The organism is Shouchella oshimensis (genome assembly GCF_004375095.1).
Lineage (GTDB): Bacteria > Bacillota > Bacilli > Bacillales > Bacillaceae_D > Shouchella > Shouchella oshimensis.
Genome location: NZ_SNUX01000001.1, coordinates 222,614 through 247,670, shown reverse-complemented (window position 1 = coordinate 247,670; position 25,057 = coordinate 222,614). Strand labels below are relative to the sequence as shown.

General features: G+C 39.4%; 31 protein-coding genes and 1 riboswitch. Of the genes, 25 read left to right on the top strand and 6 right to left on the bottom strand.

The window, feature by feature from the left end; genetic code table 11:
• The 8 genes from E2L03_RS01285 (at nucleotide 1) to E2L03_RS01250 (ending at nucleotide 8,013) form a co-directional block, all read left to right on the top strand.
• On the top strand, nucleotides 1-2,208 hold the full coding sequence (locus tag E2L03_RS01285; protein WP_166740165.1) for an AAA family ATPase: 2,208 nt from the start codon (nucleotides 1-3) through the stop codon (nucleotides 2,206-2,208).
• A gap of 107 nt (nucleotides 2,209-2,315) precedes the next feature.
• Nucleotides 2,316-2,741: an acyl-CoA thioesterase gene (locus tag E2L03_RS01280; protein WP_038480508.1), complete on the top strand. Its 426-nt coding sequence runs from the start codon at nucleotides 2,316-2,318 to the stop codon at nucleotides 2,739-2,741.
• A 314-nt stretch (nucleotides 2,742-3,055) separates the two neighbouring features.
• Nucleotides 3,056-3,883, top strand: coding sequence for an NAD(+) synthase (nadE, locus tag E2L03_RS01275; RefSeq protein WP_051667742.1), 828 nt, complete (start codon nucleotides 3,056-3,058; stop codon nucleotides 3,881-3,883).
• Between the two features lie 101 nt (nucleotides 3,884-3,984).
• Nucleotides 3,985-4,452 (top strand): DUF4352 domain-containing protein, encoded by a 468-nt coding sequence (locus E2L03_RS01270; RefSeq protein WP_166740164.1) that lies wholly within the window; start codon nucleotides 3,985-3,987, stop codon nucleotides 4,450-4,452.
• 170 nt (nucleotides 4,453-4,622) lie between these two features.
• Nucleotides 4,623-5,537 (top strand): homoserine O-acetyltransferase MetA, encoded by a 915-nt coding sequence (gene metA, locus E2L03_RS01265; protein WP_038480502.1) that lies wholly within the window; start codon nucleotides 4,623-4,625, stop codon nucleotides 5,535-5,537.
• A 52-nt stretch (nucleotides 5,538-5,589) separates the two neighbouring features.
• Nucleotides 5,590-6,438 carry an alpha/beta fold hydrolase gene (locus E2L03_RS01260; protein ID WP_134258463.1) on the top strand — a complete coding sequence of 283 codons (849 nt, stop codon included), beginning with the start codon at nucleotides 5,590-5,592 and terminating at the stop codon, nucleotides 6,436-6,438.
• Nucleotides 6,439-6,474: 36 nt separating this feature from the next.
• Entirely contained in the window at nucleotides 6,475-7,701 is a 1,227-nt protein-coding gene (locus E2L03_RS01255) for an EAL-associated domain-containing protein (protein WP_038480497.1), read from the top strand.
• A gap of 9 nt (nucleotides 7,702-7,710) precedes the next feature.
• Nucleotides 7,711-8,013, top strand: a complete 303-nt coding sequence (locus E2L03_RS01250; RefSeq protein ID WP_134258462.1) for an iron-sulfur cluster biosynthesis family protein — start codon at nucleotides 7,711-7,713, stop codon at nucleotides 8,011-8,013.
• 26 nt (nucleotides 8,014-8,039) lie between these two features.
• Here the strand turns inward: E2L03_RS01250 and E2L03_RS01245 are convergent, their stop codons facing one another.
• The gene (locus E2L03_RS01245) at nucleotides 8,040-8,330 is read right to left on the bottom strand and encodes a YppG family protein (protein ID WP_166740163.1); all 291 of its coding nucleotides are present in this window, start codon (nucleotides 8,328-8,330) and stop codon (nucleotides 8,040-8,042) included.
• A 13-nt stretch (nucleotides 8,331-8,343) separates the two neighbouring features.
• Nucleotides 8,344-8,763 carry an Hsp20/alpha crystallin family protein gene (locus tag E2L03_RS01240; protein WP_134258460.1) on the bottom strand — a complete coding sequence of 140 codons (420 nt, stop codon included), beginning with the start codon at nucleotides 8,761-8,763 and terminating at the stop codon, nucleotides 8,344-8,346.
• Between the two features lie 73 nt (nucleotides 8,764-8,836).
• Here E2L03_RS01240 and E2L03_RS01235 point away from each other — a divergent pair, with 73 nt between their 5' ends.
• From E2L03_RS01235 to E2L03_RS01210, 6 genes are all read left to right on the top strand, one after another.
• Nucleotides 8,837-9,787, top strand: a complete 951-nt coding sequence (locus E2L03_RS01235; protein ID WP_134258459.1) for a dipeptidase — start codon at nucleotides 8,837-8,839, stop codon at nucleotides 9,785-9,787.
• 87 nt (nucleotides 9,788-9,874) lie between these two features.
• Nucleotides 9,875-10,744, top strand: a complete 870-nt coding sequence (locus E2L03_RS01230) for a chemotaxis protein CheV (protein WP_095150356.1) — start codon at nucleotides 9,875-9,877, stop codon at nucleotides 10,742-10,744.
• Nucleotides 10,745-11,074: 330 nt separating this feature from the next.
• Nucleotides 11,075-11,374, top strand: a complete 300-nt coding sequence (locus tag E2L03_RS01225) for a HesB/YadR/YfhF family protein (protein WP_236702480.1) — start codon at nucleotides 11,075-11,077, stop codon at nucleotides 11,372-11,374.
• Nucleotides 11,375-11,400: 26 nt separating this feature from the next.
• Nucleotides 11,401-12,285 carry a UV DNA damage repair endonuclease UvsE gene (gene uvsE, locus E2L03_RS01220; RefSeq protein ID WP_038480485.1) on the top strand — a complete coding sequence of 295 codons (885 nt, stop codon included), beginning with the start codon at nucleotides 11,401-11,403 and terminating at the stop codon, nucleotides 12,283-12,285.
• Nucleotides 12,282-12,809 (top strand): peptide-methionine (S)-S-oxide reductase MsrA, encoded by a 528-nt coding sequence (msrA, locus tag E2L03_RS01215; RefSeq protein WP_038480482.1) that lies wholly within the window; start codon nucleotides 12,282-12,284, stop codon nucleotides 12,807-12,809. Before uvsE ends, msrA begins: the two co-directional genes overlap by 4 nt.
• A 42-nt stretch (nucleotides 12,810-12,851) precedes the next feature.
• Entirely contained in the window at nucleotides 12,852-14,003 is a 1,152-nt protein-coding gene (locus E2L03_RS01210) for an alpha/beta hydrolase (RefSeq protein ID WP_038480479.1), read from the top strand.
• A 47-nt stretch (nucleotides 14,004-14,050) separates the two neighbouring features.
• Here the strand turns inward: E2L03_RS01210 and E2L03_RS01205 are convergent, their stop codons facing one another.
• Entirely contained in the window at nucleotides 14,051-14,302 is a 252-nt protein-coding gene (locus tag E2L03_RS01205; protein ID WP_038480476.1) for a hypothetical protein, read from the bottom strand.
• Between the two features lie 260 nt (nucleotides 14,303-14,562).
• Between E2L03_RS01205 and qoxA the strand changes: the two genes are divergently transcribed.
• From qoxA to qoxD, 4 genes are read left to right on the top strand one after another with little or no spacing between them, the layout of a single operon-like run.
• Nucleotides 14,563-15,537, top strand: a complete 975-nt coding sequence (qoxA, locus tag E2L03_RS01200) for a cytochrome aa3 quinol oxidase subunit II (protein ID WP_095150353.1) — start codon at nucleotides 14,563-14,565, stop codon at nucleotides 15,535-15,537.
• Nucleotides 15,538-15,563: 26 nt separating this feature from the next.
• Entirely contained in the window at nucleotides 15,564-17,513 is a 1,950-nt protein-coding gene (gene qoxB / locus E2L03_RS01195) for a cytochrome aa3 quinol oxidase subunit I (RefSeq protein WP_095150352.1), read from the top strand.
• Nucleotides 17,514-17,516: 3 nt separating this feature from the next.
• The gene (gene qoxC, locus E2L03_RS01190) at nucleotides 17,517-18,131 is read left to right on the top strand and encodes a cytochrome aa3 quinol oxidase subunit III (RefSeq protein ID WP_134258458.1); all 615 of its coding nucleotides are present in this window, start codon (nucleotides 17,517-17,519) and stop codon (nucleotides 18,129-18,131) included.
• Nucleotides 18,132-18,446, top strand: a complete 315-nt coding sequence (gene qoxD / locus E2L03_RS01185; RefSeq protein ID WP_038480466.1) for a cytochrome aa3 quinol oxidase subunit IV — start codon at nucleotides 18,132-18,134, stop codon at nucleotides 18,444-18,446. It abuts the gene before it with no gap.
• Nucleotides 18,447-18,489: 43 nt separating this feature from the next.
• On the opposite strand, the gene E2L03_RS01180 is transcribed toward qoxD, so the two are convergent.
• On the bottom strand, nucleotides 18,490-18,771 hold the full coding sequence (locus E2L03_RS01180) for a spore morphogenesis/germination protein YwcE (RefSeq protein WP_038480463.1): 282 nt from the start codon (nucleotides 18,769-18,771) through the stop codon (nucleotides 18,490-18,492).
• 173 nt (nucleotides 18,772-18,944) lie between these two features.
• Between E2L03_RS01180 and E2L03_RS01175 the strand changes: the two genes are divergently transcribed.
• Complete coding sequence (locus E2L03_RS01175; protein WP_134258457.1) at nucleotides 18,945-19,217, top strand: acylphosphatase; 273 nt, start codon at nucleotides 18,945-18,947, stop codon at nucleotides 19,215-19,217.
• An 18-nt stretch (nucleotides 19,218-19,235) separates the two neighbouring features.
• Nucleotides 19,236-19,808 (top strand): TetR/AcrR family transcriptional regulator, encoded by a 573-nt coding sequence (locus E2L03_RS01170; RefSeq protein WP_038480457.1) that lies wholly within the window; start codon nucleotides 19,236-19,238, stop codon nucleotides 19,806-19,808.
• Nucleotides 19,809-19,862: 54 nt separating this feature from the next.
• Here the strand turns inward: E2L03_RS01170 and E2L03_RS01165 are convergent, their stop codons facing one another.
• Nucleotides 19,863-21,092: an aminopeptidase gene (locus E2L03_RS01165; protein ID WP_124742179.1), complete on the bottom strand. Its 1,230-nt coding sequence runs from the start codon at nucleotides 21,090-21,092 to the stop codon at nucleotides 19,863-19,865.
• Nucleotides 21,093-21,203: 111 nt separating this feature from the next.
• Nucleotides 21,204-21,247: riboswitch (PreQ1 riboswitch) on the top strand.
• A gap of 46 nt (nucleotides 21,248-21,293) precedes the next feature.
• On the opposite strand from E2L03_RS01165, the gene queC reads away from it, so the two are divergent.
• The 4 genes from queC to queF are packed head-to-tail and all read left to right on the top strand — an operon-like array spanning nucleotide 21,294 to nucleotide 23,598.
• A complete protein-coding gene (gene queC / locus E2L03_RS01160) occupies nucleotides 21,294-21,956 on the top strand; it encodes a 7-cyano-7-deazaguanine synthase QueC (RefSeq protein ID WP_124742178.1) in 663 nt (220 codons plus the stop codon).
• Nucleotides 21,953-22,378 carry a 6-carboxytetrahydropterin synthase QueD gene (gene queD / locus E2L03_RS01155; RefSeq protein ID WP_134258456.1) on the top strand — a complete coding sequence of 142 codons (426 nt, stop codon included), beginning with the start codon at nucleotides 21,953-21,955 and terminating at the stop codon, nucleotides 22,376-22,378. Before queC ends, queD begins: the two co-directional genes overlap by 4 nt.
• Entirely contained in the window at nucleotides 22,371-23,084 is a 714-nt protein-coding gene (queE, locus tag E2L03_RS01150) for a 7-carboxy-7-deazaguanine synthase QueE (protein WP_038480445.1), read from the top strand. Before queD ends, queE begins: the two co-directional genes overlap by 8 nt.
• 16 nt (nucleotides 23,085-23,100) lie before the next feature.
• Nucleotides 23,101-23,598, top strand: coding sequence for a preQ(1) synthase (gene queF, locus E2L03_RS01145; protein WP_038480442.1), 498 nt, complete (start codon nucleotides 23,101-23,103; stop codon nucleotides 23,596-23,598).
• Nucleotides 23,599-24,132: 534 nt separating this feature from the next.
• On the opposite strand, the gene sda is transcribed toward queF, so the two are convergent.
• On the bottom strand, nucleotides 24,133-24,264 hold the full coding sequence (sda, locus tag E2L03_RS01140) for a sporulation histidine kinase inhibitor Sda (RefSeq protein ID WP_078440106.1): 132 nt from the start codon (nucleotides 24,262-24,264) through the stop codon (nucleotides 24,133-24,135).
• Nucleotides 24,265-24,603: 339 nt separating this feature from the next.
• Here sda and E2L03_RS01135 point away from each other — a divergent pair, with 339 nt between their 5' ends.
• A complete protein-coding gene (locus tag E2L03_RS01135; protein WP_134258455.1) occupies nucleotides 24,604-25,041 on the top strand; it encodes an OsmC family protein in 438 nt (145 codons plus the stop codon).
• Nucleotides 25,042-25,057 lie beyond the last annotated feature (16 nt).

The following is a 25,057-nucleotide window of genomic DNA, read 5'->3' as shown; positions in this document are numbered from 1 at the left end:
ATGGGGACAACAAATGAGAAATTAGTAGAAGAGGCACAACTTTGGCGAAAACGTTTAGAGAACGACGAGGGTGAAAACAACCGAAATGAACTTGCTACACTTGTTTCGTTGCGGTTTGAACGTAAGCAGAAGATGGATTTATTTACTGAGAAATGGAAACAAGAATTAGAGGAAGATGGCTCTTTTAACGACTTTTTAGACGAGCTAACCGAAAAACAGCTACTCGTTTCTTGGGCTCAAGATGAATGGATTCGTCGTTCGTGGCCACAGCTTAGAGAAACAGACCAAGCCCGAGTAAAAAAGCAAAAAGTAGAGCAGATCATTACACGTAGTCAAGACTGGATCACTCAAGTAGAAGGAAAAGAAACCTCCCTTGCGAAAAAGCATGGTAGCATGCTCTTAACTAATATAAAAGAGTTAAATGATCGCAGTCAGCAGTTTTTAGCCAGCTTTCAAGGAAACTATTATTCAAAAAGTCAGTTCACCCAATTGAAGAAGCAGCTTGATAGTGTGAATGAACTGCAAGAAAGAGTAAACAAAGAAATGGATGAAGCTCTTGGAGAGAAGCAGACATCCGCACTGGCTCAGCTAGAAGAAATGATTGGTTTAACTGATGTAAAAGATCGAGTTAAAAAGCTCTATGCGTTTTTAAAGTATCAAAAGAGTCGTGAAGAAGTTGGTCTTTCTTCAAACAATCTGTTAAACCTGAATATGGTCGTAACAGGGAACCCTGGTACAGGTAAAACATCCATTGCTCGTTTACTCGCTTCCATCTACTACGAATTAGGAATGCTTGCAAAACCAACTGTGTATGAAGTAGATCGTGCTTCTCTTGTTGCTGGCTATGTTGGTCAAACTGAAGAGCAAACGATGGCAGCTATTGAGCGAGCGGTAGGGGGGGTGTTGTTTATTGATGAGGCTTACAGCTTAAAGCGTGAAGGGCAGTCAGGAAATGATTACGGTCAAGCGGTTATCGATACCCTTGTATCAGCGATGACGAGTGAGACGTATGCAGGAAAGTTTGCTGTTATTTTAGCAGGCTATCCGCAAGAAATGCGTGGGTTCATTCGTGCAAATCCTGGTTTAGCAAGTCGATTCCCTGAACAAAACCATTTTGATTTACCAAATTATACAGAATCCGAACTCTTACAAATTGCTGAGAAAAAAGCACTTGATGTTGATTTTGTGTTCACAAATGCTGCACTGCAAAAAGTAAAAGCAGAAATAGAGCGTTTGGAAATTGATCAGTCGTTTGGAAATGCACGTGTCGTTGAAGACATTGTAAAAAAAGCCATTTTTGAAAAAGGATCTCAAGGTTACCATACTACCGAGCGAGACTTTGTTTTAATAGAGGAGCAACATGTGCAAACAAAGCAATCTGCTAAATCAGGACAAGCCCTACAAAAGCTTAACGAACTTGTCGGGCTTGAACAGGTAAAAGCAGAATTGAATAAATTAACTTCTTTTGCAAAAGTAAAAGAATCGCGTAGACGCATGGATTTACCTGTTCCACCGATGCCGCTTCATACTGTATTTAGCGGACCACCAGGCACAGGGAAAACAACGGTTGCCACACTTTATGCAGAGGCGTTAAATGAGATTGGCTTATTAAAGCGAGGTCATCTCGTCACGGTTTCTAGAAGTGATTTAGTAGGAGGCTATGTCGGTCAAACCGCCATTAAAACAAATCAAGTCATTCAAGATGCGCTAGGTGGCGTTCTCTTTATCGATGAAGCTTATGCACTTGCACAAGGTGGAGAGAATGATTTTGGCAAGGAAGCGATTACGATGATAACTCAAGCAATGACCGAACATGAAGAACATCTTGTCGTTATATTTGCTGGCTACCATAATGAGATTCAGACGTTGCTAAACAGTAATCCTGGCTTGCGTTCACGTATTCGAAAAGAAATTGAGTTTCAGCCATATACATCAAATCAATTGGCAGAAATGTTGAAGCAAAAGTTCACTGTGTATGGCTATACATGGTCAGACGAAGCGTTTAACGCAATCGAAGATCATTTTTCAAAAGAAACCATTGCGGGAAATGGACGTTACATTGACTGGTTTTTTGAGGAAATTATTCAAGCTCATGCTTTGCGAACAACAGAGGAATCGGATATAGCCCTTACCATTGAAGCAAAAGACGTAATTCAGGTATTCAATTCAACGAAAGGAAACGATGGTCCTGAAAAGTCACCTTCTTAAAAGCACCGTGCTTCTTGTTTAAGAGGTCGTTGTGCTATACTAAGAGTGTATACCAAGTATTAGGACAAGGTATAAAAGCGATAGAGTGAGAAAGGTGAGGATAGGCATTGCCATATCAGGTTAAGAAGTTCATTACGCCCCAATACGCAGATACCGATATGATGGGTGTTGTTTATCACGCAAACTACATTAAGTTTTTTGAATTAGGAAGAACGGCGTATATACAAGAAGCAGGCTATAGTTATGTTGAAATGGAGCAAGCTGGCTATTATGCACCTGTGTATGACGTCTATGCAACATATAAAAAGCCTCTTGTTTATGGAGATGAGGCTATCATCACAACATGGTTATCCCTAAATGATGGTGTGAAAACAATTTACCAATATGAAATAAAAAATCAGCATGATGATGTCTGTGTAACAGGTTATACAACGCACGTGATTGTGAAAAAGGATACCTTTAAACCAGTTCCGTTTAAGCGAGCTTTCCCTGAATGGTATGAAACCTATAACCGTTTAATGGAGGAGCATTAATGGCGTTTGGAATTAACCGACGTGAATTGACAAAGTGGAAACAGGAAGCTAGAAATGGTAAAATTGCTTTTATCACGCACTACTGGTATGATGCGCGCTTTCCAAATGCGACAACTGTAACAAAAGTGGCTTGTGAAGATCGAGAGAAATTAATACATTGGGGTAAGCAATATGGTTTAAAAAGAGAGTGGATTCATCAACGGGATGAACTTTCCCACTTTGATTTATTAGGAAAGACACAAGAAGCCATTTTGCAGAGCGAAGGGTTATTAACACAGCTTTCTCAATTCAATAGACGGATGGAGTGTGCACAGATGGACGTTAACCAAGATCGTATTCGAAAAGACTTATTTTCAAAAGAAACCATTGACCCAAGAGAAGAGATTCGTAACCGTGTCGAATTTCTTAAATCATATGCAATTAAAACCGGAACCAAAGGCTATGTGCTTGGTATATCTGGAGGTCAAGACTCAACTCTTGCAGCAAAACTTGCGCAAATAGCAGTAACGGAACTACGAGAAGAGAAACAAGATGAAAGCTATCAATTTTATGCAGTTCGCTTGCCTTACGGAGAACAGCATGATGAAGAGGATGCTCAGCTTGCTCTTTCTTATATTGAAGCAGATCATGTGTTAACAGTGAATATAAAGAATGCTGTTGACGCATCGGTTCAAGCATTTCAAGAAGCAACACAGTCTCAATTGTCAACTTTTTTAAAAGGAAATACGAAAGCCCGAGAACGAATGAAAGTTCAATTTGACTTGGCGGCTCACTACCATTCTCTTGTTATTGGAACCGACCACGCAGCAGAAGCTGTAACAGGCTTCTTTACGAAATTCGGTGATGGTGCGTGTGATGTTGCACCTTTGTTTGGTTTAACGAAGCGTCAAGGAAAACAGTTACTCGAAGCGTTAGCGGCACCAAAATCTCTTTATATGAAAGTTCCAACAGCGGACTTAGAAGATGACAAGCCTGGTTTACCAGATGAAGAAGCACTGGGCATTTCTTATGAGCAAATTGATGATTACTTAGAAGGAAAGCAAGTGGATCAAGAAGTTGCTCAACAAATCGAGTCACGCTACGCTATGACAGAACACAAACGGCAAACACCAGTTACAATCTATGATCATTGGTGGGAGTAATAAGTCTTATTTACTCTTTTACTAAACATATGTATGATTAACCAGTTCCGAGCATAGGGTAGAGAAAGAAATTTGTACATATGTTAAGGAGAGGGAACGTAATGAAAGGCAAAATCCTTATATTATTAAGCTTACTTGCATGTTTACTCATCATTTTGGTCGTAACGGTAGGAGTGACGAACGATTCAACAGAACCGACGGCTTCCGATCATCAGGATGAATCGGAAACCCAGGAACTCAACGGTGTGTACGTTACGCTTAACGGTGTTAGTGTCACAGAACATAGTGATACAGAACAACTAGTGAAAGTTGATTTAACAGCAGAAAATACGCGAGAATCAAGTATTAGCTTTCTGCCGGTCAATCTTACGTTAGTCGATGAGGAGCATTATGCATACAGTCATGCTGAGCGGATTGAAACAAAAGGGATTATTGGTGGACAATTAGAAAGCGGGCGCTCTGTATCTGGGGAAATTGCATTTATCGTTCCAAAAGATACAGCGCTTGAGCTTGTTTACAGTGATCACTTTCGTGGCGGGCAACTGATGTTTCCACTCGAAGTTGACTGAAAAAGTACGACTAGCGCGATACTGAAATAGAAGGCAAGACAAAGAAGCGCTTTTGCGCTTTTTTGCTTGTTTTTTCTTAGTTCATGAAGCGCTTTTGTTGAAATTAGAAAATTCTTACGGTAAGATTAATGAAAAATCGAAATAATGGGTTCGTTTAGGAGAGACGTTTTATGCCAATTAAAATTCCTGATCACTTACCAGCAAAGGAGAAGCTGTTAAAAGAAAATATCTTTGTGATGGATGAATCACGTGCCTATCAACAAGATATTCGACCTCTGAAAATTTGTATTTTAAACTTAATGCCGACGAAGCAAGAGACAGAGACACAATTGATTCGTCTTCTTGGTAATACGCCACTTCAAATAGATGTTTCTCTTTTACATCCGAGTAGTCACGAGCCAAAAAATACATCAAAAGAACATTTACAACAATTTTATAAAACGATTAGTGAAATTAAGTCGTTGAAATTTGATGGCATGATTATTACAGGGGCGCCTGTGGAGACCTTACCTTTTGATGATGTCCACTACTGGGACGAAATGAAATCCATCTTAGATTGGACCACAACAAATGTGACATCAACCCTTCACATTTGCTGGGGGGCGCAAGCTGCACTTTACCATCACTACCAGATTCGTAAACGTCCATTGAATACAAAACTGTTTGGAATTTATAATCATACGGTAAACGTTTCGAATGTGAATTTACTTCGTGGTTTTGACGACTATTTTCTTGCTCCTCATTCTCGTCATACAACGATTCACCGCCAAGACATAGAAGAAATATCAGATTTAGAAGTACTTAGCTCATCAGATGAAGCAGGTGTCTACATTGCTTCTTCAAAAGACGGAAAACGTATTTTCGTTATGGGACATGCTGAATATGATGCACATACGTTAAAGAAAGAATACGAACGAGACATCAAGCAAGGTGGGGCATGCCAGATGCCCATAAACTATTTTCCAGATGAAAATCCGGAAGCGTTGCCACCACTTCAGTGGAGAGCTCACTCGAACTTGTTGTTCTCAAATTGGTTAAATTATTATGTGTACCAAGAAACCCCTTATCATTTAGACAAATCGTAAGGTTTTGATTTGCCGTTTCTCGTACATCCTAAGTGTACGGGAGTGAATCAACATGCCAAAACGGGTACCAAATCGAGCGTCTTATTTGCATATTCATGAAGCAAGCATCTATTATGAATGGTTTAAAAGCACAAAGCCTAAAAAAGGAACGTTGTTACTGATTCATGGTATTTTTGCTTCAGTCACAAGTTTTTACCGTGTTATTCCATCGTTGCGTGAAGAGTATGATATTATTTGCTGTGATTTGCCAGGCTTCGGTCGTAGTTCGAAAGGAAATGGATCTGTCTATTCCTTTTCTGCTTATGCGGATCAGCTTGGGGAATTAATGAGCCAATTACATGTGGACTCCTTTCACGTAATCGGACATTCAATGGGGGGACAGATTGCCCTTTACCTCGCTTACCGCCAGCCGGACAGAGTGATAAGCATCTCATTACTCGCAAGTTCTGGTTATTTAAAGTCGGTAAAGAAACCATTTCAAGTTGCTACATATTTTCCTTTAATCGAAAGAAGTTTAAACTGGGTCATGCACCATCGAAAACCGCAAGTTCGACTCTTCTTACAAGACGCTGTTTACAATAAACGGTGCTTAACCGCAGATATGATTGCCAATTACGAGGGGCCGCTTTCAGATCCATTATTTATAAATGGATTAATTCAATTAACTCGACAGCGTGAAGGGGATTTGTCGCAAGCACAGCTTCAACAAATACACCAACCAGTACTCATTCTTTCAGGTGTAGAAGATCCCCTTATCTCGATTGAAACAAGCTATGCCCTTCATCGAGATCTGCCCAATAGCCGTATACACGTTATTAAGCAGTGCGGGCATTTACTTCTAGAAGAAAAGCCAAAGCAAGTTCAGAAGAGAGTTAAGCATTTTTTACTTTCCATAGTTTAATAAAGACACTTACTTTCATAAAAAGGAGGCGATCTTGTGGACCCTCTTGATATTATGATGAATAAAGACCGTGTGGTTCCTTATTTCTTACCTATCATTAGTGCAGACACACAGAAAGTTATTGGTTACGAAGTAGAGGCCTATTGGATTGAGAACAATAAACCGATGAACGTAACTTGGTTTTTCGATGACCATGACATTCCACGAGAATATCGAATTGAAATGGAAGATCATTTGCAAGCTAGAGCGTTTGAAACATTTGAGACACAGTTTAATACAGAACAGCCTGTGACGTTGTTCTTTCATTACAATAGCAAACTACTAGAGGTTGATAATGGAGAAACGCTACTAGGGCGATTAACGAAAATGAAAGATAACGGCATGCCTTTCCAACAAATTGTTGTCATTATTGGCTTTGACCGCTCATTAGAAGAACTGTTTGATGTGAAGCATACGATTATGTATATTCAAAGTTTAGGTATCCAAATCGCCCTCGATGCTGAAGATACCACTACATCACAGCTAGAATTTATTAGTCAGATTCGTCCCAATGTCATTCGTGTAAGCTGTGGTTTTTTACAAGAAAATGCCTTGCCTAGTATGTATAGTGACATTCATCATTCGCTTTCATCATTGGCACGAAAAATTGGCTCAACGCTATTATTTAATGGAATTACGTCTTTCGCCCAACTTAACTATGCATGGCGAAACGGAGGACGTTACTATCAAGGCAGTTATTTGCAGAAAGCGGTCCCTACTAATCCTAACGAGCCAATAGAGCAAGTTCAACTAATGAAAGACATGAACCACTTTATTGCTTTCGAGCGAAAGAAAGTGGAAGCTCAGTTGACCTTATCCAATGAGCTTACATTATCGTTAAAACAAGTGTTAAAAGGAATTCCTCAAAATGAGTCTCTTGATGGTATGGTATTAACCATCGCAAAAGCGCTAACGAATTACACATTCCGTGTTTATATTTGTAATGAAAACGGGTATCAAGAGTCAAGTAACGGTGAAAAAGACGAATGTGGCAACTGGTATTTACGAATGGAAAGTAAGGCGAAAAACTGGAGCTGGCGCCCGTATTTTCTTGAAAATATCGTCCGAATGAACGTGGAAAAAAAAGGGATTTTATCAGATCTGTATACAGATATAGATAAAGATGAACAGATTCGGACCTATTCATATCCATTGTCTGACGCGCTGTATATCTTTATTGACATTCCGTATCGATATTTATTTGACCAGAATGACTTATTATGAGGTGAGAAAATGGAAATTAACGTAACGTCTGAAGCAGTAGCCCACTTAAAAGAGAAGCAATTCTCTACAATTCGAGTGGTTGCTCGCGATACGTATGAATGCAGTACGATGATTGAGTTTTATTTGCAAGAAGGCACCGAACAGGAGGGAGATCAAAAAAAAGAACTAGACGGAATAACATTCCTATATGATGCAAAGGCTGAAGAGGAAATTGGGAAGTCTATTAAAATTGATTTTGTTCATGCTCAAGGACTAAAGTTACTCGCACCTAGAGGTACACTTGCCTATGCTCAAAAGGTTAAACGTCAATGACCATAAAGGTAGGGAGATCCCTACCTCTATGGTTTAAAAAAGCGACCGACTTTCGATACAATGGGTGTCACTTGTTGAAACGTTTTAACAAATTGGTCAACTGAAGAAGCAGTTCTCGAAATATCAAATCGTCCCTCTGAATTAGTGAATGGTGCTGACCATGCACTTCTTTTTTTCGGTTGCTGTCCTTGCCATTGTGAAGGATGAAATTGCTGAACATCATTGTATCTCGGCTGATGTTGAGGTGGTCTACCTCTTCTTACCTGGGCGCGTGGTGGTTGCATCATGTCATGTGAGTGGCGTCTTTGCTGGAACATTCTTTTTCCTCCTTTAATCAATGAGAATAGGTTTTTCATTCTTTTTTATCGTGATGATCAGTTGACCGTTAGTATAGTGAGCATGGATATCCGTTTCGCTAAAGGAAAAAGGTATTGGAACACTTCGCTCTCGAATGGAAACGGATTGTTGCTCAGACAGTGTTTGCCCCTTTTCATCTAAAGTCGCCATTTGTTCTTTCTCTTCAATAGTAATCATAAGCGACTGATAATGGCTACGCAGATGGATGGCCTTTTTTTCAATGCCAGGCAAATCAGCAATAATGGTGAAAGTGCCGGCTGATTCTTCTATTTTTACGGGAATAATCTTTTCTGTAAAAGATCGTGGTAAATGGCTTAACGTGTGTTGGAAGAATTGATCAATAGAGCCTAATAAATTTGGTTGCTGTCGATCTCTTAAAAACAAGTTTTTCATAGATAACCCTCCTAAAAGCCTAACAACGAGTCAGATGGTTTATCATATGTGTAAGAAAGGGAAAGGTGAAACGATGAATGTAGTTGATGCTCACTGTGATGCCCTGTTAAAGCTTTGGAAACGCCCATCTCTTTCATTTCTTAATGGCGAACTGGACACAAGCTTTACACGATTGAAAGCTGGGCAAGTGAAGGTGCAATTTTTTGCCATATGGGTGCCAGAAGAAGTGTCAGAAGAAAATAAATTTTCCGTTGTTCAACAGCAAATTAATCATTTCTATGAACGAGTCTTAATGGTACCTCAGATGGTTCATCTTCGTTCTTTAAGAGACATGGAGCATTTAAAAGAAGGAGAGATTGGGGCTGTTCTCGCTCTTGAAGGAATGGACGCAGTTGGCCATGACCTAGGCAAATTGCATTGGCTCTACGAACAAGGTGTCCTTTCTATTGGGCTGACTTGGAACGGAGTAAATGCATGTGCCGATGGAATTGGGGAGAAGAGAGGGGCTGGACTAACCCGGTATGGAGAAGAAGTCATAGCACTCAACAATCGTTATCAAGTATTAAACGATGTCTCGCATTTAAGTATCCAAGCATTCTGGGATGTTATGGATCTTTCTCACTTAACAATGGCAAGCCATTCGAATAGCTATGCACGCTGTCCACATGATCGTAATTTGCGGGACGAGCAACTCACAGCACTGATTAAGAAAGATTGTTTCATTGGTTTAGTTTTCTTCCCGAAGTTTGTAAAGGATGAAAAGGGGGCAACGATGAAAGACTTACTAACTCATATTGATCACATTGGTAGTTTAGGTGGTATTGCTCATATTGGTTTTGGTTCGGATTTTGATGGCATTCATTCCCATGTAAAGGGACTTGAAAATGCAAGCAAGTATCCGGCATTGCTGGAACAATTAAGCCGGTACTATAGTGATCATGAGCTAGAGGGTTTTTTTTATCGGAATTTTTATCAAAAAATGGTTTGTAAAATTGACCCTCTTGCAGTTGGTTCACGAAAATAACGGAAAGCGTGAGCATGTGCTAAACACTTTCAGCCTAGCAACCGATATAAAACAGAGATGACTATATGAGTACGGAGGCTGAATACCGTGGCACAACCAATTTTTACAACCCAAGAAAATAGATATGATCAAGAAATTCTTGTCTTCCTTTTAAATAACCAGTGGTATGGGTTAAATGTGTTAAAAGTGAAAGAAATTATACGACCAATGACTATCCATATGTCGCCAAATCAAAACACGATGGTTGAGGGAATTATCCGTCTACGGGATCAAGCTGTTCCTGTATTAAATACGTATCAGCTTCTTCAAATAGAAGAGGAGTCAGCTAAGTATTTTATTATCATTGAACATGGAGACAAAACGTTTGCTTTAAAAGCAACAGATGTATCAAAGATTGAACGAATTCAATCAAAGGACATGCATATTCCAGATGCATTATCCCAGGAGAAAGATGCATTTGTATCAAGTGTTGTAACATTTAATGAAGAACATATCTTGTATCTCTTCGATGTGGAGCAAGTTATTCATGTTATTCATCCTACTCATTTTGAAGAAGATTTTATTGAAGAGTACCAGTCCGAGCGATCACGTTTTTCGTTAGTACTTATTGAAGATTCACCAACCATGCAGCTAATTATTTCTGAAGCACTTCGAGATGCTGGCTATGAGCAAATCACGATCTTTGCTAATGGGGAAGAAGCGTGGCAGTATGTTGAGGAACAGGAAGAAACAGTTGATTTATGTATCACTGATATTGACGTACCGCTATTAAATGGATTTGATTTCACAAAAAAAGTGAGGAACGTGCCTTTAGCTTTACCGATCATTTCGTTCTCCTCTTTACATGCACATGTAATGTTGCAGAAAGGGAAGCAAGTAGGAATTAATGAGCATGTTCAAAAACCAGATATTAAGCAATTGCTACGCACACTGGATACATACTTAGTTCATCAATAAAAAGACTTATCATCATGCGGTAGCTCGTATGATCGATAAGTCTTTTTATTGGGATGGAAGAGTGGGCTTAGAACTAGTCATCTTTTGACATCTGTTTTTTGTAGTCTTCTACTTGTTTTTTTGTTAGTAGTTTTAATTTTGAAAATAAATAAACATAGGCGGTTGTATTTTGTTTAAGCATCTTGTTGTCTCCTTTTTGCTATACTATGCACAAGAACAACTAAAGTTGCGTTAGGGAAACAAAAATGGCTTAAAGACACAAATGAACAAGATATTTGTATGGTCTCTATATTTACTGGTAAAATGGGAGCTACATAAGGAGTGAGTGAGATGATGAACGTAGAAGTAACAAAACCAGCAATCAATTGGTTTAAGGAAGAATTTGGAGAAGATACATCATTAATTCCCATTCGCTTGTACGGGCGCTACGGTGGCTGTGGTTCGTTGCAAAGTGGCTTTTCACTTGGGATGAGTCAAACGGAACCTGTAGAACCGATGTTGCAAAAAGAAGTTGATGGCTTTTTGTTTTTTGTTGAGGAGCAAGATCTATGGTATTTTAATGATCACTCGGTAAAAATAAAATATAGCAGAAAACATGATGAAATTGAGTTTGTTTACGATGAGGCGTAAAGCAAGCTTTTAAAGGAGTAGCTTAAATGAGATTTGGTTATGCGTGTTTGAACCTAACCCTTGAAACTAAAATGCGAACGTGTCGTTTGCAAACAATGAGAAACGAAGGCATGGCTAAAATTAAAGAATTAACGATGCACAATTTGGATTTAGTTCAAGAAATGGTCAACTGGAATGAAGCCAATCACATTACTTTTTTCCGTTTATCTAGTGAGATTATTCCGTTTGCAACACACCCTGAAATGGACTGGGCTTGGGATAAAGATAAAGACGTTTTGCAGCGTTTAGAGGGAATCAAAAAAATAGGTAAGCAAGGCGGTATGCGTTTTTCCATGCACCCAGGACAGTATACCGTCCTGAACTCACCAAAGGAGCAAGTCGTAACAAATGCAGTAAATGATTTACTTTACCATGAGCGTTTCTTAAGCCTTGTAGGAGGAACCGATATTATTATCCATACTGGTGGTGCATATGGGGACAAGGAAAAAGCAAAAGCGACATTTGCGAAAAGTTATAAACAATTGCCTGATGCTGTGAAAATGAAAATTCGATTGGAAAACGATGATAAGACGTTTCACACAAGAGACGTACTTGACATTCACGAACAGTGTGGTGTCACCGTTGTGTTTGATATTCATCATGAGAGATGCTTCCATACGAAAGAAACTGAACTTAAAAAGCTGTTTAAGCACGTGTGTGAAACGTGGTCAATGAAGCCTAAACTTCACATTAGCTCCGGTCGCTCTGGTGAGGCAGACCCAAGACACACCGATTATATTCGAAGAGAGGATTATGACTTACTTGTCCGTGTACTTGACGGAACGGATGCGGATGTCATGATTGAAGCAAAAGCGAAAGAAAAAGCGCTACTTTCGTTAAGAGAAAGCATTATGGAGGGGAAAGAGGAATGAAACGAGAGAAAGCGACATTTGCAGGCGGTTGTTTTTGGTGCATGGTTCAACCGTTTGATGAATTACCTGGGATACAGTCGATCTTATCAGGGTATATGGGAGGAACCGTTGATCATCCAACCTATGAGCAAGTGAAAACAGGAGAAACAGGACATTTTGAGGTTGTACAAATTACGTTTGATTCCGAAACGTTTTCATATGACCAATTATTAGACTTGTATTGGCCTCAAATTGATCCGACTGATGATGGTGGTCAATTTCATGATCGAGGTAGTCAGTATCGAACGGCAATTTTCTATGAAAATGAGAACCAACGAATAAAAGCAGAAGAAACAAAAAAGAAGCTTCAAGAAAGTAATCGCTTTAAAAAACCGATTGTAACAGAAGTCTTACCAGCATCGACGTTTTATGTAGCTGAAGACGACCACCAAGACTTTTACAAGAAACAGCCGAACCATTATAAACAAGATCGCAACGAGAGTGGGAGAGACACGTTTATTCAATCTCACTGGAAGCAGGGATAAAGAGGGTTTCGTTTATTTACTGGTAAGGAGACTGTTAAAACCATGACTCGAAAACAAAAAGTCGTCTTTAGCATCGGATGGTTATCACTAGCGATCATTGTCTTGTTACTTATAGTAATGGTTATTGCACAGACTTGGCGCTATACAGAGGCAGGCAAGGTTCCGTTAAAAACCGGTGTCATTTTACATGCAGTGAATGAACAGCTTCTTCCAGAAGGATTGTCGACACCTTCTTTTTTCGTAAATCCTGTTGCGCCAACGATTAAACGAGCCGACCTTATATTGGAAACAAGGGATGGAGAACCGATTGCGATGCGCTTGTATACACCAACACAATCAGGGCCTCATCCGGTTATCCTATACTTTCACGGCGGTGCATTTATGGAAGGATATGGGAATGTCGATACCCATGATAATATTCTTCGTGCTTTAGCAAATCGTACGAACGCCATTATTGTTGCACCGAACTATCGATTGGCACCGAACTATTCGTTTCCTACAGCCATTCATGATAGCTTTGATGCTCTAAAATGGGTATATGATGAAGCAAAAGAACTAGATGCAGATACAGAGAACATAGCAGTTGCTGGTGATAGCGCTGGTGGAAATATTGCTGCTGCTGTTATAATGAAAGCAAATGAAGCAGGTTATTCTTTGAAGAGTAGTGCGTTCTTATATCCGTTAACAACATTTGAAGATACTCCTTTTCCTTCAAGAGACGCTTATTCCAGTGGCTATTATTTTTTATCTCGGTCAGTTATGGAACGAGCTCGTGCTGCTTACACACCCAATCAAGATGACTGGATAAATCCATATGTTTCACCACTATTAAGTGATGCGTTACGTGACTTTCCAACGTCTTTAGTTGTAACGGCAGAATTTGACCCGTTAAGAGACGAAGGAGAAGCATTTGCAGAGAAGCTGTATCATGCAGGAAATGATGTTGAGGCGGTGCGTTTTAACGGGACGATGCACGGTTTTCTTTCGTTTTATGAAGTGATGGGGAGAGCGGATTATGCATTGTCCTATGTCGCACACTTTTTCAATCGTTCATTTGAAACAGATGAAACGAGTCAAAAACAACCATTTTATGTAAAAGAACTAGATGAAGGCGATACTGTTCAAGATGAGGTGGAAGCCTATGGAATGAGTGTGTATCTTCTTTGGCAAAAAATAGTTCAATTGATTAAATAGCTACTTACGTAAAAACAGACTTTGGCCTATGCCAAAGTCTGTTTTTATCATGAAAGGGGACTATTTTTAGCGAAAGCAATAAAGGTATCTTCTGCTTCATTTAAGCCACAAGCCCCGCACTGTATACGGATTGTTGGTCCGTTATAATGCATATGGATAGGGGTTAGCTGCTGTTCATTATAGGTTTCAATAATTTCACCATTACGTGGGTCGAGTTTAACGGGGATCGCGTCTTGGCTAATTTGATGAAACCGCGTACGATTTGTTTTGCACTTTGGACATAAATAAGCTTCTGTCATCAAAAGCACCTCCTTGTGTTTACTATTCACCAATTAAGGGTATTTCATGATTGCGCTAACAAGAAAGTCTTGGCAAAGATGTGTCTGCTTCGTAACTTTTTTTTGTCTAATTTATGATAATTTCGGATCAGAAGCAGTTATTTCCCCCATTCTTGATTGGAAAGTGGTAGGATGGAAGCATCAAAGTTGCACGTTCATTGTTTCACATAGTTAGCGCGCAATGATTTTATTATGCCAAAAGAAAGGTGATTTTATTGGGTATGCCATCCTCTATTTTTAAATGGATTTCACTTGCGATGGTCGCTGTCTTTCTAAGTGGCTGTGGAAGTTTAACGGTACTTGATCCACAAGGGCCAGTCGCAGCGCAACAAAGTAATTTAATCTGGCTATCAATTTGGTTTATGATCTTTATTGTTTTAGTTGTATTTGTTCTATTAACGATCATGTTAGTAAAATACCGTGATCGTGGAAATAACGACAACTATGATCCTTCAATTGAAGGTAGTCACAAACTTGAATTTGTCTGGACCATTATTCCAATTGTTATTGTTACAATTTTATCGATTCCAACTGTCATTACCATTTATAGCTTGGAGGAAGCTCCTGAAATAGAAGAGGTCGATGCACAGCAAGAACCGCTTGTCATTCATGCAACAAGTGCGAACTGGAAGTGGATTTTTAGCTATCCAGAAGAAGGAATTGAAACCATCAATTATATTAATATTCCAGTTGACAGACCCGTTCTGTTTAAACTGACGTCTGCTGATTCAATGGCGTCGTTTTGGGTTCCACAACTGGGAGGCCAGAAGTATAGCATGTCAGGAATGGAAACCGAATTATTCTTGGCAGCAACAGAAGTTGGTCAATACGAAGGACGAAACGCAAACTTTACTGGTGAAGGATTTGCGGAACAGCGCTTCACTGTAAATGCACAGACAGATGATGCCTTTAATGAGTGGGTTGAAGACACTCAAGAAAACGCACCTTCTTTATCCGAAGATGAATACGTACATTTGATGGTTCCAGGTCATGCAGAAGAAATGACCTTCTCTTCAACACACCTTGAGTTTGTCAATCATGCTTATGATGCGACATATTCATTAGAAAAACGAGCAGAGCTTGGTTATGAAGCGCATAGCCCTCATTCCAGAGAGGGGAAAGCATTTGATTTGCCAGTCTTATCTCAGCCAATTAACACAGATAAAACGTATGAAGTGGAGTTGGATGATGAATAAGATGAATCGAGCGCAAGAGAGGGGATATACCGTTGAGGTGGGATGAATTTATTGTAACGGGCGACCCGTTTATCCTAGCTGCGCAAATCTCTATCGCGCTTACTAGTATAATCGCTGTAATTGCCCTCACATATTTTAAAAAATGGAAGATGTTGTGGACAGATTGGATCACAACGGTTGACCACAAAAAAATTGGGATTATGTACATTGCCTGTGCGCTACTCATGCTCTTCAGAGGTGGCGTTGATGCCATGATGATGCGTACCCAATTAGCAGCACCAGAACTAGATTTCTTAAGTTCTCAGCACTATAACGAGATTTTTACGACACACGGCACAATTATGATCATCTTTATGGCAATGCCGTTTTTAATTGGTTTAATGAATGTCGTTGTTCCTTTGCAAATTGGAGCTAGAGATTTAGCTTTTCCATTTTTAAACAACTTAAGTTTCTGGACATTCTTTTTCGGAATGGCACTTTTCAATATTTCTTTTGTTATCGGTGGTTCACCGTCAGCAGGGTGGACATCTTACTTTCCACTTGCATCAAACGATTTTAGTCCAGGTGTAGGACAAAATTATTATGCACTTGGTATACAGCTGTCAGGTATTGGTACCCTTGCAACAGGAATTAACTTTATTGTTACGATTCTGCGTATGCGTACAAAAGGCATGTCGTTAATGAAAATGCCAATGTTTACGTGGACAGTATTTATCACATCATTAATCATCGTGCTAGCATTCCCTGTTTTAACAGTTGCTTTAGCTATGATGACATTTGATTTATTATTTGGCACTCACTTCTTCACCCTACAAGGTGAAGGGTTAGATATGCTATGGGCGAACTTATTCTGGATTTGGGGTCACCCTGAAGTTTATATTGTTGCGTTACCGGCATTCGGTATTTTTTCAGAAATTATTTCAACATTTGCCCGCAAAAAGCTGTTTGGCTACAATGCAATGGTTGCATCCATTGTTGTCATCTCTGGTTTGAGCTTCCTAGTATGGGTTCACCACTTCTTTACCATGGGGAATAGTGCGGCTGTCAACTCATTCTTCTCCATTACAACGATGGCAATTTCTGTACCAACAGGGGTAAAAATCTTTAACTGGCTTTTCACACTGCACAAAGGGAAAATTCGTTTTACGACACCAATGCTTTGGTCATTAGGATTCATTCCAAACTTTGTTATTGGTGGTGTGACAGGTGTTATGCTTGCGATGGCAGCGGCTGACTACCAATATCACAATACGTACTTCCTAGTATCACATTTCCACTATGTATTAATTGCTGCAACGGTTTTTGCTTGTTTCGCAGGGTTAATTTACTGGTATCCTAAGATGTTTGGTCATCGTATGAACGAGCGTATTGGGAAATGGGTATTTTGGATTTTCATGATTGGGTTTAACGTTTGTTTCTTCCCGCAGTATTTCTTAGGTTTAGATGGGATGCCTCGTCGAATTTACACGTATTTAGAAGGAGACGGTTGGTTCTCATTAAACTTAATTTCAACATTAGGTGCGTTTATGATGGCAGCAGCCTTCGCGCTATTCGTGTACAACATTTACTACAGCTGGCGCTATGAAAAGCGTGATACAACAGGAGATCCTTGGGATGGGCGTACACTTGAGTGGGCAACATCATCTGCGATTCCGCCGCATTATAACTTTGCGCATCAGCCAGAAGTAGTGGAGCGAGATGCATTTTGGGATATGAAAGAAAAGGGTATTGATTTAAACGCATCAACAGACTATCAAAAAATTCATATGCCGAATCATACATGGCTTGGTCCTGTAATGGCATTCTTTATGTTTACTGCTTCATTTGCCTTAGTCTTTAGCTGGTGGATTCCTGCTATTCTAAGTGGTGTAGCGATCTTCGTTTGTATGATTATTCGTTCTTTTGACTACAACGATGGCTACTATGTAAGTGTAGAAGAAATTGAAGAAACTGAAAGAAAAGCGAAGGAGGCGTAACCGATGGCAGCAAATGAATCAATTGACCCGAATCAGCCCCTTGAATATCAATCGGCTGAAGGAAAAAACAATATACTCGGTTTTTGGATTTTCATCGGCGCTGAATTTGCTTTATTTTCAACGCTATTCGCTTCTTATTTCGTACTCGTTGATCGGAATGCATCAGCTATTACGTCAGCTGAGTTGTTTGATTTAAACCTTGTATTAGCGATGACCTTCCTGCTTTTAACAAGCTCTTTTACAGCAGGAATTGCGATTCATGAGATGCGGGCAGGTCGTGTGAATCGTATGCTTATCTGGATTGGTTTAACTCTATTACTAGGACTTGGATTCTTAGGATTTGAAATTTATGAGTTTGTACACTATGCCCATGAAGGTGCGACTTTATCTGCCAGTGCTCATTGGTCAACGTTCTTTGTTCTTTTAGGAACACATGGACTTCACGTTGCCGTTGGTGTTGGTTGGATGGCCGTGCTTGCCATTCAAATTAAGATGCGTGGTCTAACAAAACGAACAACGTCAAAATTCTTTATTGCAAGCTTGTACTGGCATTTTCTAGATGTTATCTGGATTATTATCTTTACTGGGGTATACTTGCTCGGAATGGAGTGGATGTAATTGGCGAATCAAAATGAATCAGCTTCCAATCATCACGGGTTTCCATGGCAACACGTTGTAGGTTTTGCATTATCCATCGTTTTAACGTTACTGGCTGTATGGGTAATGTCGCAAACAAATCTTGCGTGGAGCGTGCGAGTCATCATTATCTTTGCCTTTGCCTTTATTCAAATGGGTGTTCAGCTTTTCATGTTCATGCACATTGGAGAAGGAAAGGATGGAAAATGGCAAATTGGTCACACGGTGTTTGCTATTGCCATTGCGGTCATTATTGTAATTGGTTCGTACTTTGTCTTAATGACTGGTCATTTGTAAAAAAAAACGGATCTCCTTATAGGGAGATCCGTTTTTATTGTATTTATTCAGATGTACCTGTTAGCCGCTTTGCTTTATTTATAACCAAAGGTGAAGTGTACAAAATAAGCGCAGCGACATGAGCAATAACTACATTAATAAGCACGGCAATGACAAAGGTCGATTCAGTAATATGGAATAAGAAACCTTCGAATAAAAAGGCAATGGCTAACAACCACATGATTAAAATAAATGGAATGCTACTGATCGCAATTTTTCTATGCTCTAGCCATAAAAATAACGGAGTGGCGCTTGCGACAAACATATAAGCAAAAAACATATCCATTGATGTCACTCCTTCTATAAAATAAGTGTATGGAACGTATCGTTAGTTTGTGTCTGATTTGTGTCTTTTTATTATAGTATCACAAAATAGTCACAATTGGAAGCGCTTTAGATTTTATTTTGTATGTTTTCCTTTTATGAAAATCGGGAATAAGGCGTTTGAGGTGAGTATGTATGGATAGGTATGGTTTAATCGTAGAGGGACGTGTTCAAGGTGTTGGATTTCGCGCGTTTGTTGAGCAAATTGGTCATCGTCATAATATGACTGGAACAGTGCGGAATTTGACGAACGGAAATGTACAGGTTGAAGTGCAAGGTGAGAAAAAGGCATTTGCGATGTTTATGTCTGATTTAAAACAAGGAAATCATTTTTCGCATATAACAGCTATACAAACTGAAGAATTAGATGTGAAAAAAGATGAACATCGCTTTCGAATTGTTTATTAAAGAGAGGAAAGCGTGTAGATGGCAAAAAGAAAGCTAAATAAAGAAGATATTTTTGCGGCAACCGACGCTTTGCTAACGGAATCAGGCTATGAAGGGTTTCATTTTAAACCATTAGCTATGTCATTAGATGTAGGCAGAAGTACAATATACGAATATTATCCAAATAAGGAAGAATTATTAGCGGCTTATATGTCACATATTATGGAAGCGTTTGTTCATGATCAAAAGCATATCTCTCAAGCAGAGACGTTTTTTGTTCAATTAGAAAAACTCATTTACCTATTTATGAAGCACGATCGAATCTTGCTTGCCATCGATTTAACACCACATATTGAAAAGAAAGCAAATGAACGTGTTAAAGTGGTCTTAAAACAACTATGGGCTCATCATCACCAAGTGTTTGATTACATTCGCAGGTTAGTGGCTGAAGGAATTGAATCTGGAGAAATACGTCAGGATGTACCTGCTCATCTTGTAGAAACGCTGATCTTCCAATCTATTTCACTCAATAAAGCCCGAAAAACAGAAACAAAAGAGGAGTGGGCATCAGCGATTAGCGAACTTATTGTTAAAGGTATTCGCTCTACCTAGTGTGAACATGAAAAAGAGTAAAGACACATATGTGACTTTACTCTTTTTAAGTCATTAAATAGCCCATTCACCGTTCCGGAATACGGCTTCTTTTGTACCATCTTGATGAATGCCATCAATATTCATTTCTGCTGATCCCATCATAAAATCGACATGAGTGATACTTTGATTAATACCAGCATCGTTTAACTCTTCCTCGTTCATATCTTTTCCACCTTTGATATTAAACGCATAGGCACTACCTAGAGCTAAGTGATTAGATGCATTTTCATCAAACAGCGTATTGTAAAAAATGAGGTTCGTATTCGAGATAGGAGAGCGATGGGGGACAAGCGCTACCTCACCAATAGATCGAGATCCTTCGTCTGTCTCTAATAAGCGCTTAAGAGTCTCTTCGCCTTCTTCTGCAGAAAAATCGACGACTTGCCCATTTTTAAAGGTCAGGGTGAAATTCGTAATCAACGTTCCGCCGTAATTGAGAGGCTTTGTACTTGCTACCGTCCCATTCACGCCATCTTTTTGAGCCGCTGTAAAAACTTCCTCTGTAGGCATATTGGCAACAAAATCAACGCCAGCTTTACTTGTTGATCCTCCTGAAGCCCAAATATGTGTTGGTGGCAATTCAATGGTGAGGTCAGTCTTATCAGACGTGTAATGAAGAGCATGGAAACGCTTTTCATTTAAAGTAACCATTTTTTCATCCAATAAAGCAAGATGATCTTGCCATGCTACTATCGGATCTTGCTCATGAATACGAGTCGCCGCAAAAATAGCCTCCCACAATGCATCAATCGCTTGTTCTCCTTGTTTATCAGGGAATACTTTTTCAGCCCACTTTTCAGATGGTACGGCAACAATAGACCAGCTCACTTTATCAGATTGAATGTATCGTCTAAACGTACTATTAGCTTGACCGGATGCTTTGTTTGCTGCTGCAATGCGTTCAGGATCAATTCCTTTTAGTAAGTCAGGATCGGACCCAGCAATGCTTAGAAATGCTGCATTATGCTCAGCTTCTTTTACGAGGACATCTGCTTGCCACTGCGGAAATTCTGAGAATGCTTCTTGAGGTGCATGTTGGTATTTAATTTTTGTCAGTTCCTCATCATTCCACTCAACGCGTACGTGCTTAGCGCCTGCCTCATAGGCCTTTTTTGCTACAACTCGTACAAATGCGGCAGCGTGCATCGGTGTCCGAATATATAATGTTTGATCTTTTTGAATATTTATGCCGACTCGAACAGCTAGATCAGCATATTTCTCTATTTTTTCATTAAAGCTCATTAGTTCACCTCATTGTCAAATTCGTGAAGATCTATATGTAGAATAACGGAGAGAATGATGTTTTGCAAACAAATGAGCTGGCTGAAATGGTACAATAAAGGTTCAGCAAAAAAGAAAGAGGTTCGCGAACTCCCTCTATAAAAAACTATGCAAGTACAGGAGTGATCGAATGCTCGTTCTCAAGAAAAGGAGAAATGAAGCATGAAGAAAGAAAAAGCCATTGTTGTGTTTAGTGGTGGACAAGATAGCACCACTTGTCTTTTTTGGGCTCTCGAACAATTTACGGATGTATCGGTACTCATTTTTGACTACGGACAACGGCACAAAAATGAAATTAAAGTGGCAAAATCGATTGCAGTAGAGGCTGGTGTGAGAGCAAAAGTAATTGATTTACAAGTACTTTCGCAGTTAAATGCCAATGCACTAACAAACCCAACGATTGCCATTGAAGAAGGACAAGAAGGCGAATTACCAAACACATTTGTACCAGGAAGGAATCATTTATTTCTATCTTTTGCAGCGGTAGTGGCGAAAGATCTTGGCGCAAAGCACATCATCACAGGAGTTTGTGAAACGGATTTTAGCGGTTATCCAGATTGCCGAGACGTGTTCGTTAAATCGTTAAACGTCACGTTAAATTTAGCAATGAATGAACAATTTGTGATTCATACACCTTTGATGTGGCTTAATAAAGAAGAGACATGGGCGATGGCAGATCAGCTAGGAAAACTTCGCTTTATTCGTGAGAAGACATTAACGTGCTATGAAGGTGTAATCGGAGATGGGTGTGGAAGATGTCCAGCTTGTAAATTAAGAATGAATGGTCTTCAAGCTTATTTGCAAAAAGGGGAGGCATCTGTATGATCCAACAAATCTATCCAACTACCCCCCATTCATATGCATTTGAATTAAATAAGGATATGCAGCTGGCAACGGCTCATTATATCGATCATGAAGAGGCTGGAAAATGCCAGCGGGTTCATGGTCATACGTATACGATCAATATTACCATTGCTGGGGATCATTTAAATGATACTGGGTTTCTTGTGGATTTTAAGCAGTTAAAACAACTCGTTCACGATCGATTTGATCACCAGCTTTTAAATGAAGACCCTTTATTTCATAATGTGCTGCCTTCAACAGAGAATGTGGCTAAAATCGTTTATATGATAATTGAAGACTTACTAAAAACAATGGCAAATGCGCCAACGTGTATACAAGTATTTGTTCGTGAGACGCCAACGAGCTATGTGGTTTATCGTCCGAAAAGAGCGCATCATGAGTAGTGTCATTCCCGTACTTGAAGTATTTGGCCCTACGATACAAGGAGAGGGAGCGGTCATTGGCCAAAAGACCATGTTTGTTCGAACAGGTGGTTGCGATTATCGTTGCTCTTGGTGTGATTCAGCTTTTACATGGGACGGAACAGGAAAAAGTGAAGCCTTAACAGCTGAAGAAATTATTGAGCGTTTAGATACACTTGCCCCTGCCTCTTACGGTCATGTCACCATCTCTGGTGGAAATCCATTGTTGCATAAGGGAATCGGCCAATTAGTGAACCTTTTGCAAGCAAGAGGTATTCAAACGGCGGTAGAAACACAAGGAACGTTTTGGCAAGATTGGCTCAAACAAATTGATGCCGTGACAATCAGCCCTAAGCCTCCAAGTTCTGGAATGAAAACAAACTGGGAAACATTAAACAAGTGCTTAACGCAACTCGATACAAGACAAGTAAGTTTAAAAGTAGTCGTCTTTAATAAAACAGACTATCGTTTTGCTAAAGAAGTTCATCATCGTTTTCCGGCATATGAGTTTTATTTACAAGTTGGAAATGAAGATCCAACAACGGCTGATCAGCAGAAGCTAATGCAGGATTTATTACAACAGTATGAACAGTTAATTGACTGGACAATGAATGATAAAGAAATGAATCGTGTTCGTGTGTTACCGCAGCTACATACATTGCTGTGGGGAAACAAGAGAGGCGTGTAGGAGGAAGAAAGTAGACATGACAGGAAGAAAAGAAGAAACCTTAACGAATGTAACGCTACTAGGAAACCAAGGAACTGAATATGCGTTTTCGTATAATCCTAGTGTGCTAGAAACCTTTGACAACCAACATCCAAATCGTGATTATTTTGTTAAATTTAACTGCCCTGAGTTTACGACGTTATGTCCAAAAACCCATCAACCAGATTTTGCAACGATTTATATTAGCTACATTCCTGATGTGAAAATGGTTGAAAGTAAGTCACTTAAACTTTATTTATTTAGTTTTCGAAACCATGGTGACTTCCATGAAGACTCCGTTAACACAATTATGAATGATTTAATCCAACTGATGGACCCTCGTTACATTGAAGTATGGGGAAAATTTACGCCAAGAGGCGGTATTTCAATCGATCCTTATTGCAATTACGGAAAAAAAGAAACAAGATTTGAAGAAATGGCGAACTATCGCTTAATGAATCATGATATGTACCCAGAAACAATTACGAATCGATAAGTAAAAAGAGGCTGGGACATAACGAAAAGTAGTATTTGAAAAGAGTAGCAGCGCTACAGGAGAATCCTTCGCTTTCCGGGGACACGGCCTCAGCCTCCTCCGTGGAAAACCGCCACTCCAGAGTCTTCAGACACGTGCTGATCCCCCAGGAGTCTTGGATTCTCCTTCCGCTAATTTTATATAAAACAAACGACGAACGTTCCTATTTTAGGAATGTTCGTCATTTTGGTCTGTCTATCTACTTTTGTCCCAACCTCTTTCTAAAGAAATGGAACCTTTAGGATAAGATGATTTCTTATAGCAGAAGATTGGCAGGCTATAAAAATAAGGACTTTTTTAAAAAAGTCCTTAATAAAGGTTTAGATGTAGAGATATCGGGAATATTGTCTAGGAGTGTCGATGATTACAATTACGGATGTGTCCGCATGAAAGAAACAAATTATTCTATTAAACATACTTCACATGCTATTAAACGAATGTACTGAGAAATTGAGTCAAAATGTAACATGTAAAAAAAAAGAAATTTTATAAACGTTAGCTAGAGACACCAAGACCTCTTCTTTCTAACTCTTCTTTTAAAATGTCTACAAAATCACGATTTAAATTTCGTTCTTCAGCAAGCTCACAAGCCTCGATTAATAATTGATCATTTAATTGTTGTAACATACTTCAAATCCCCCGCTCATAAACATTTTTACAGTATACGTTCTCTTTCCCCCTCTGTCTGATTTGAAACCTTTTTCAGAAAAATAATTTAGTTGAAAGTCTGCTTAACAATTTGACAGTACTATTTTTAGCCTAGCAAATGTACGACCTTATTAAAATGTTCTTGCTTTCTTGGGTTTTAATTACTCCTTTTTATTATCGTACAAGTCCACTACTAGTGTTAGCTATTTTGAAAAGAAGGAGGCACTTTTTTAGAGGGATTGCTCGCTTTCCAATGAGCGTGCTATGCTAGAACTATTCCGAAAGAGATGACTAGTAAAGGAAGGGACTGTATTCTATATGGTGCATCATTTTTATCTTGAATGTAGCTGGAATGGAGGTAGGAATAGTACAGGGGTAATAAAAACCGGTGCATTAGAGTCTACAATCTCTATTCCTAGCGAGATGAATGGGCCAGGGAAGGGAACAAACCCTGATGAGATGCTGTTAGGTGCAGCAGCGACATGCTTCGTTATTACGTACGCAGCTATGTTAGAAAGAGCCAATATCGAAAAAGTTTCATTAACACTTTCCTCTGAAGCAAAAGTGGATGTGACAAATAATGTTTTTACGTTTAAAGAAATTATTCATCGACCAATTGTCACATTAAAGAAACAGAGTGATCAAGAGCGAGCAGAAAAGATCGCGCATCAGGCAGAGAAATCGTGTATGATTTCAAGAGCATTGGCTGGCAATGTTAACATGGTGGTGGAGCCAGTTGTACAACTGGCGAATTAGAAAATGGATCCTTGTT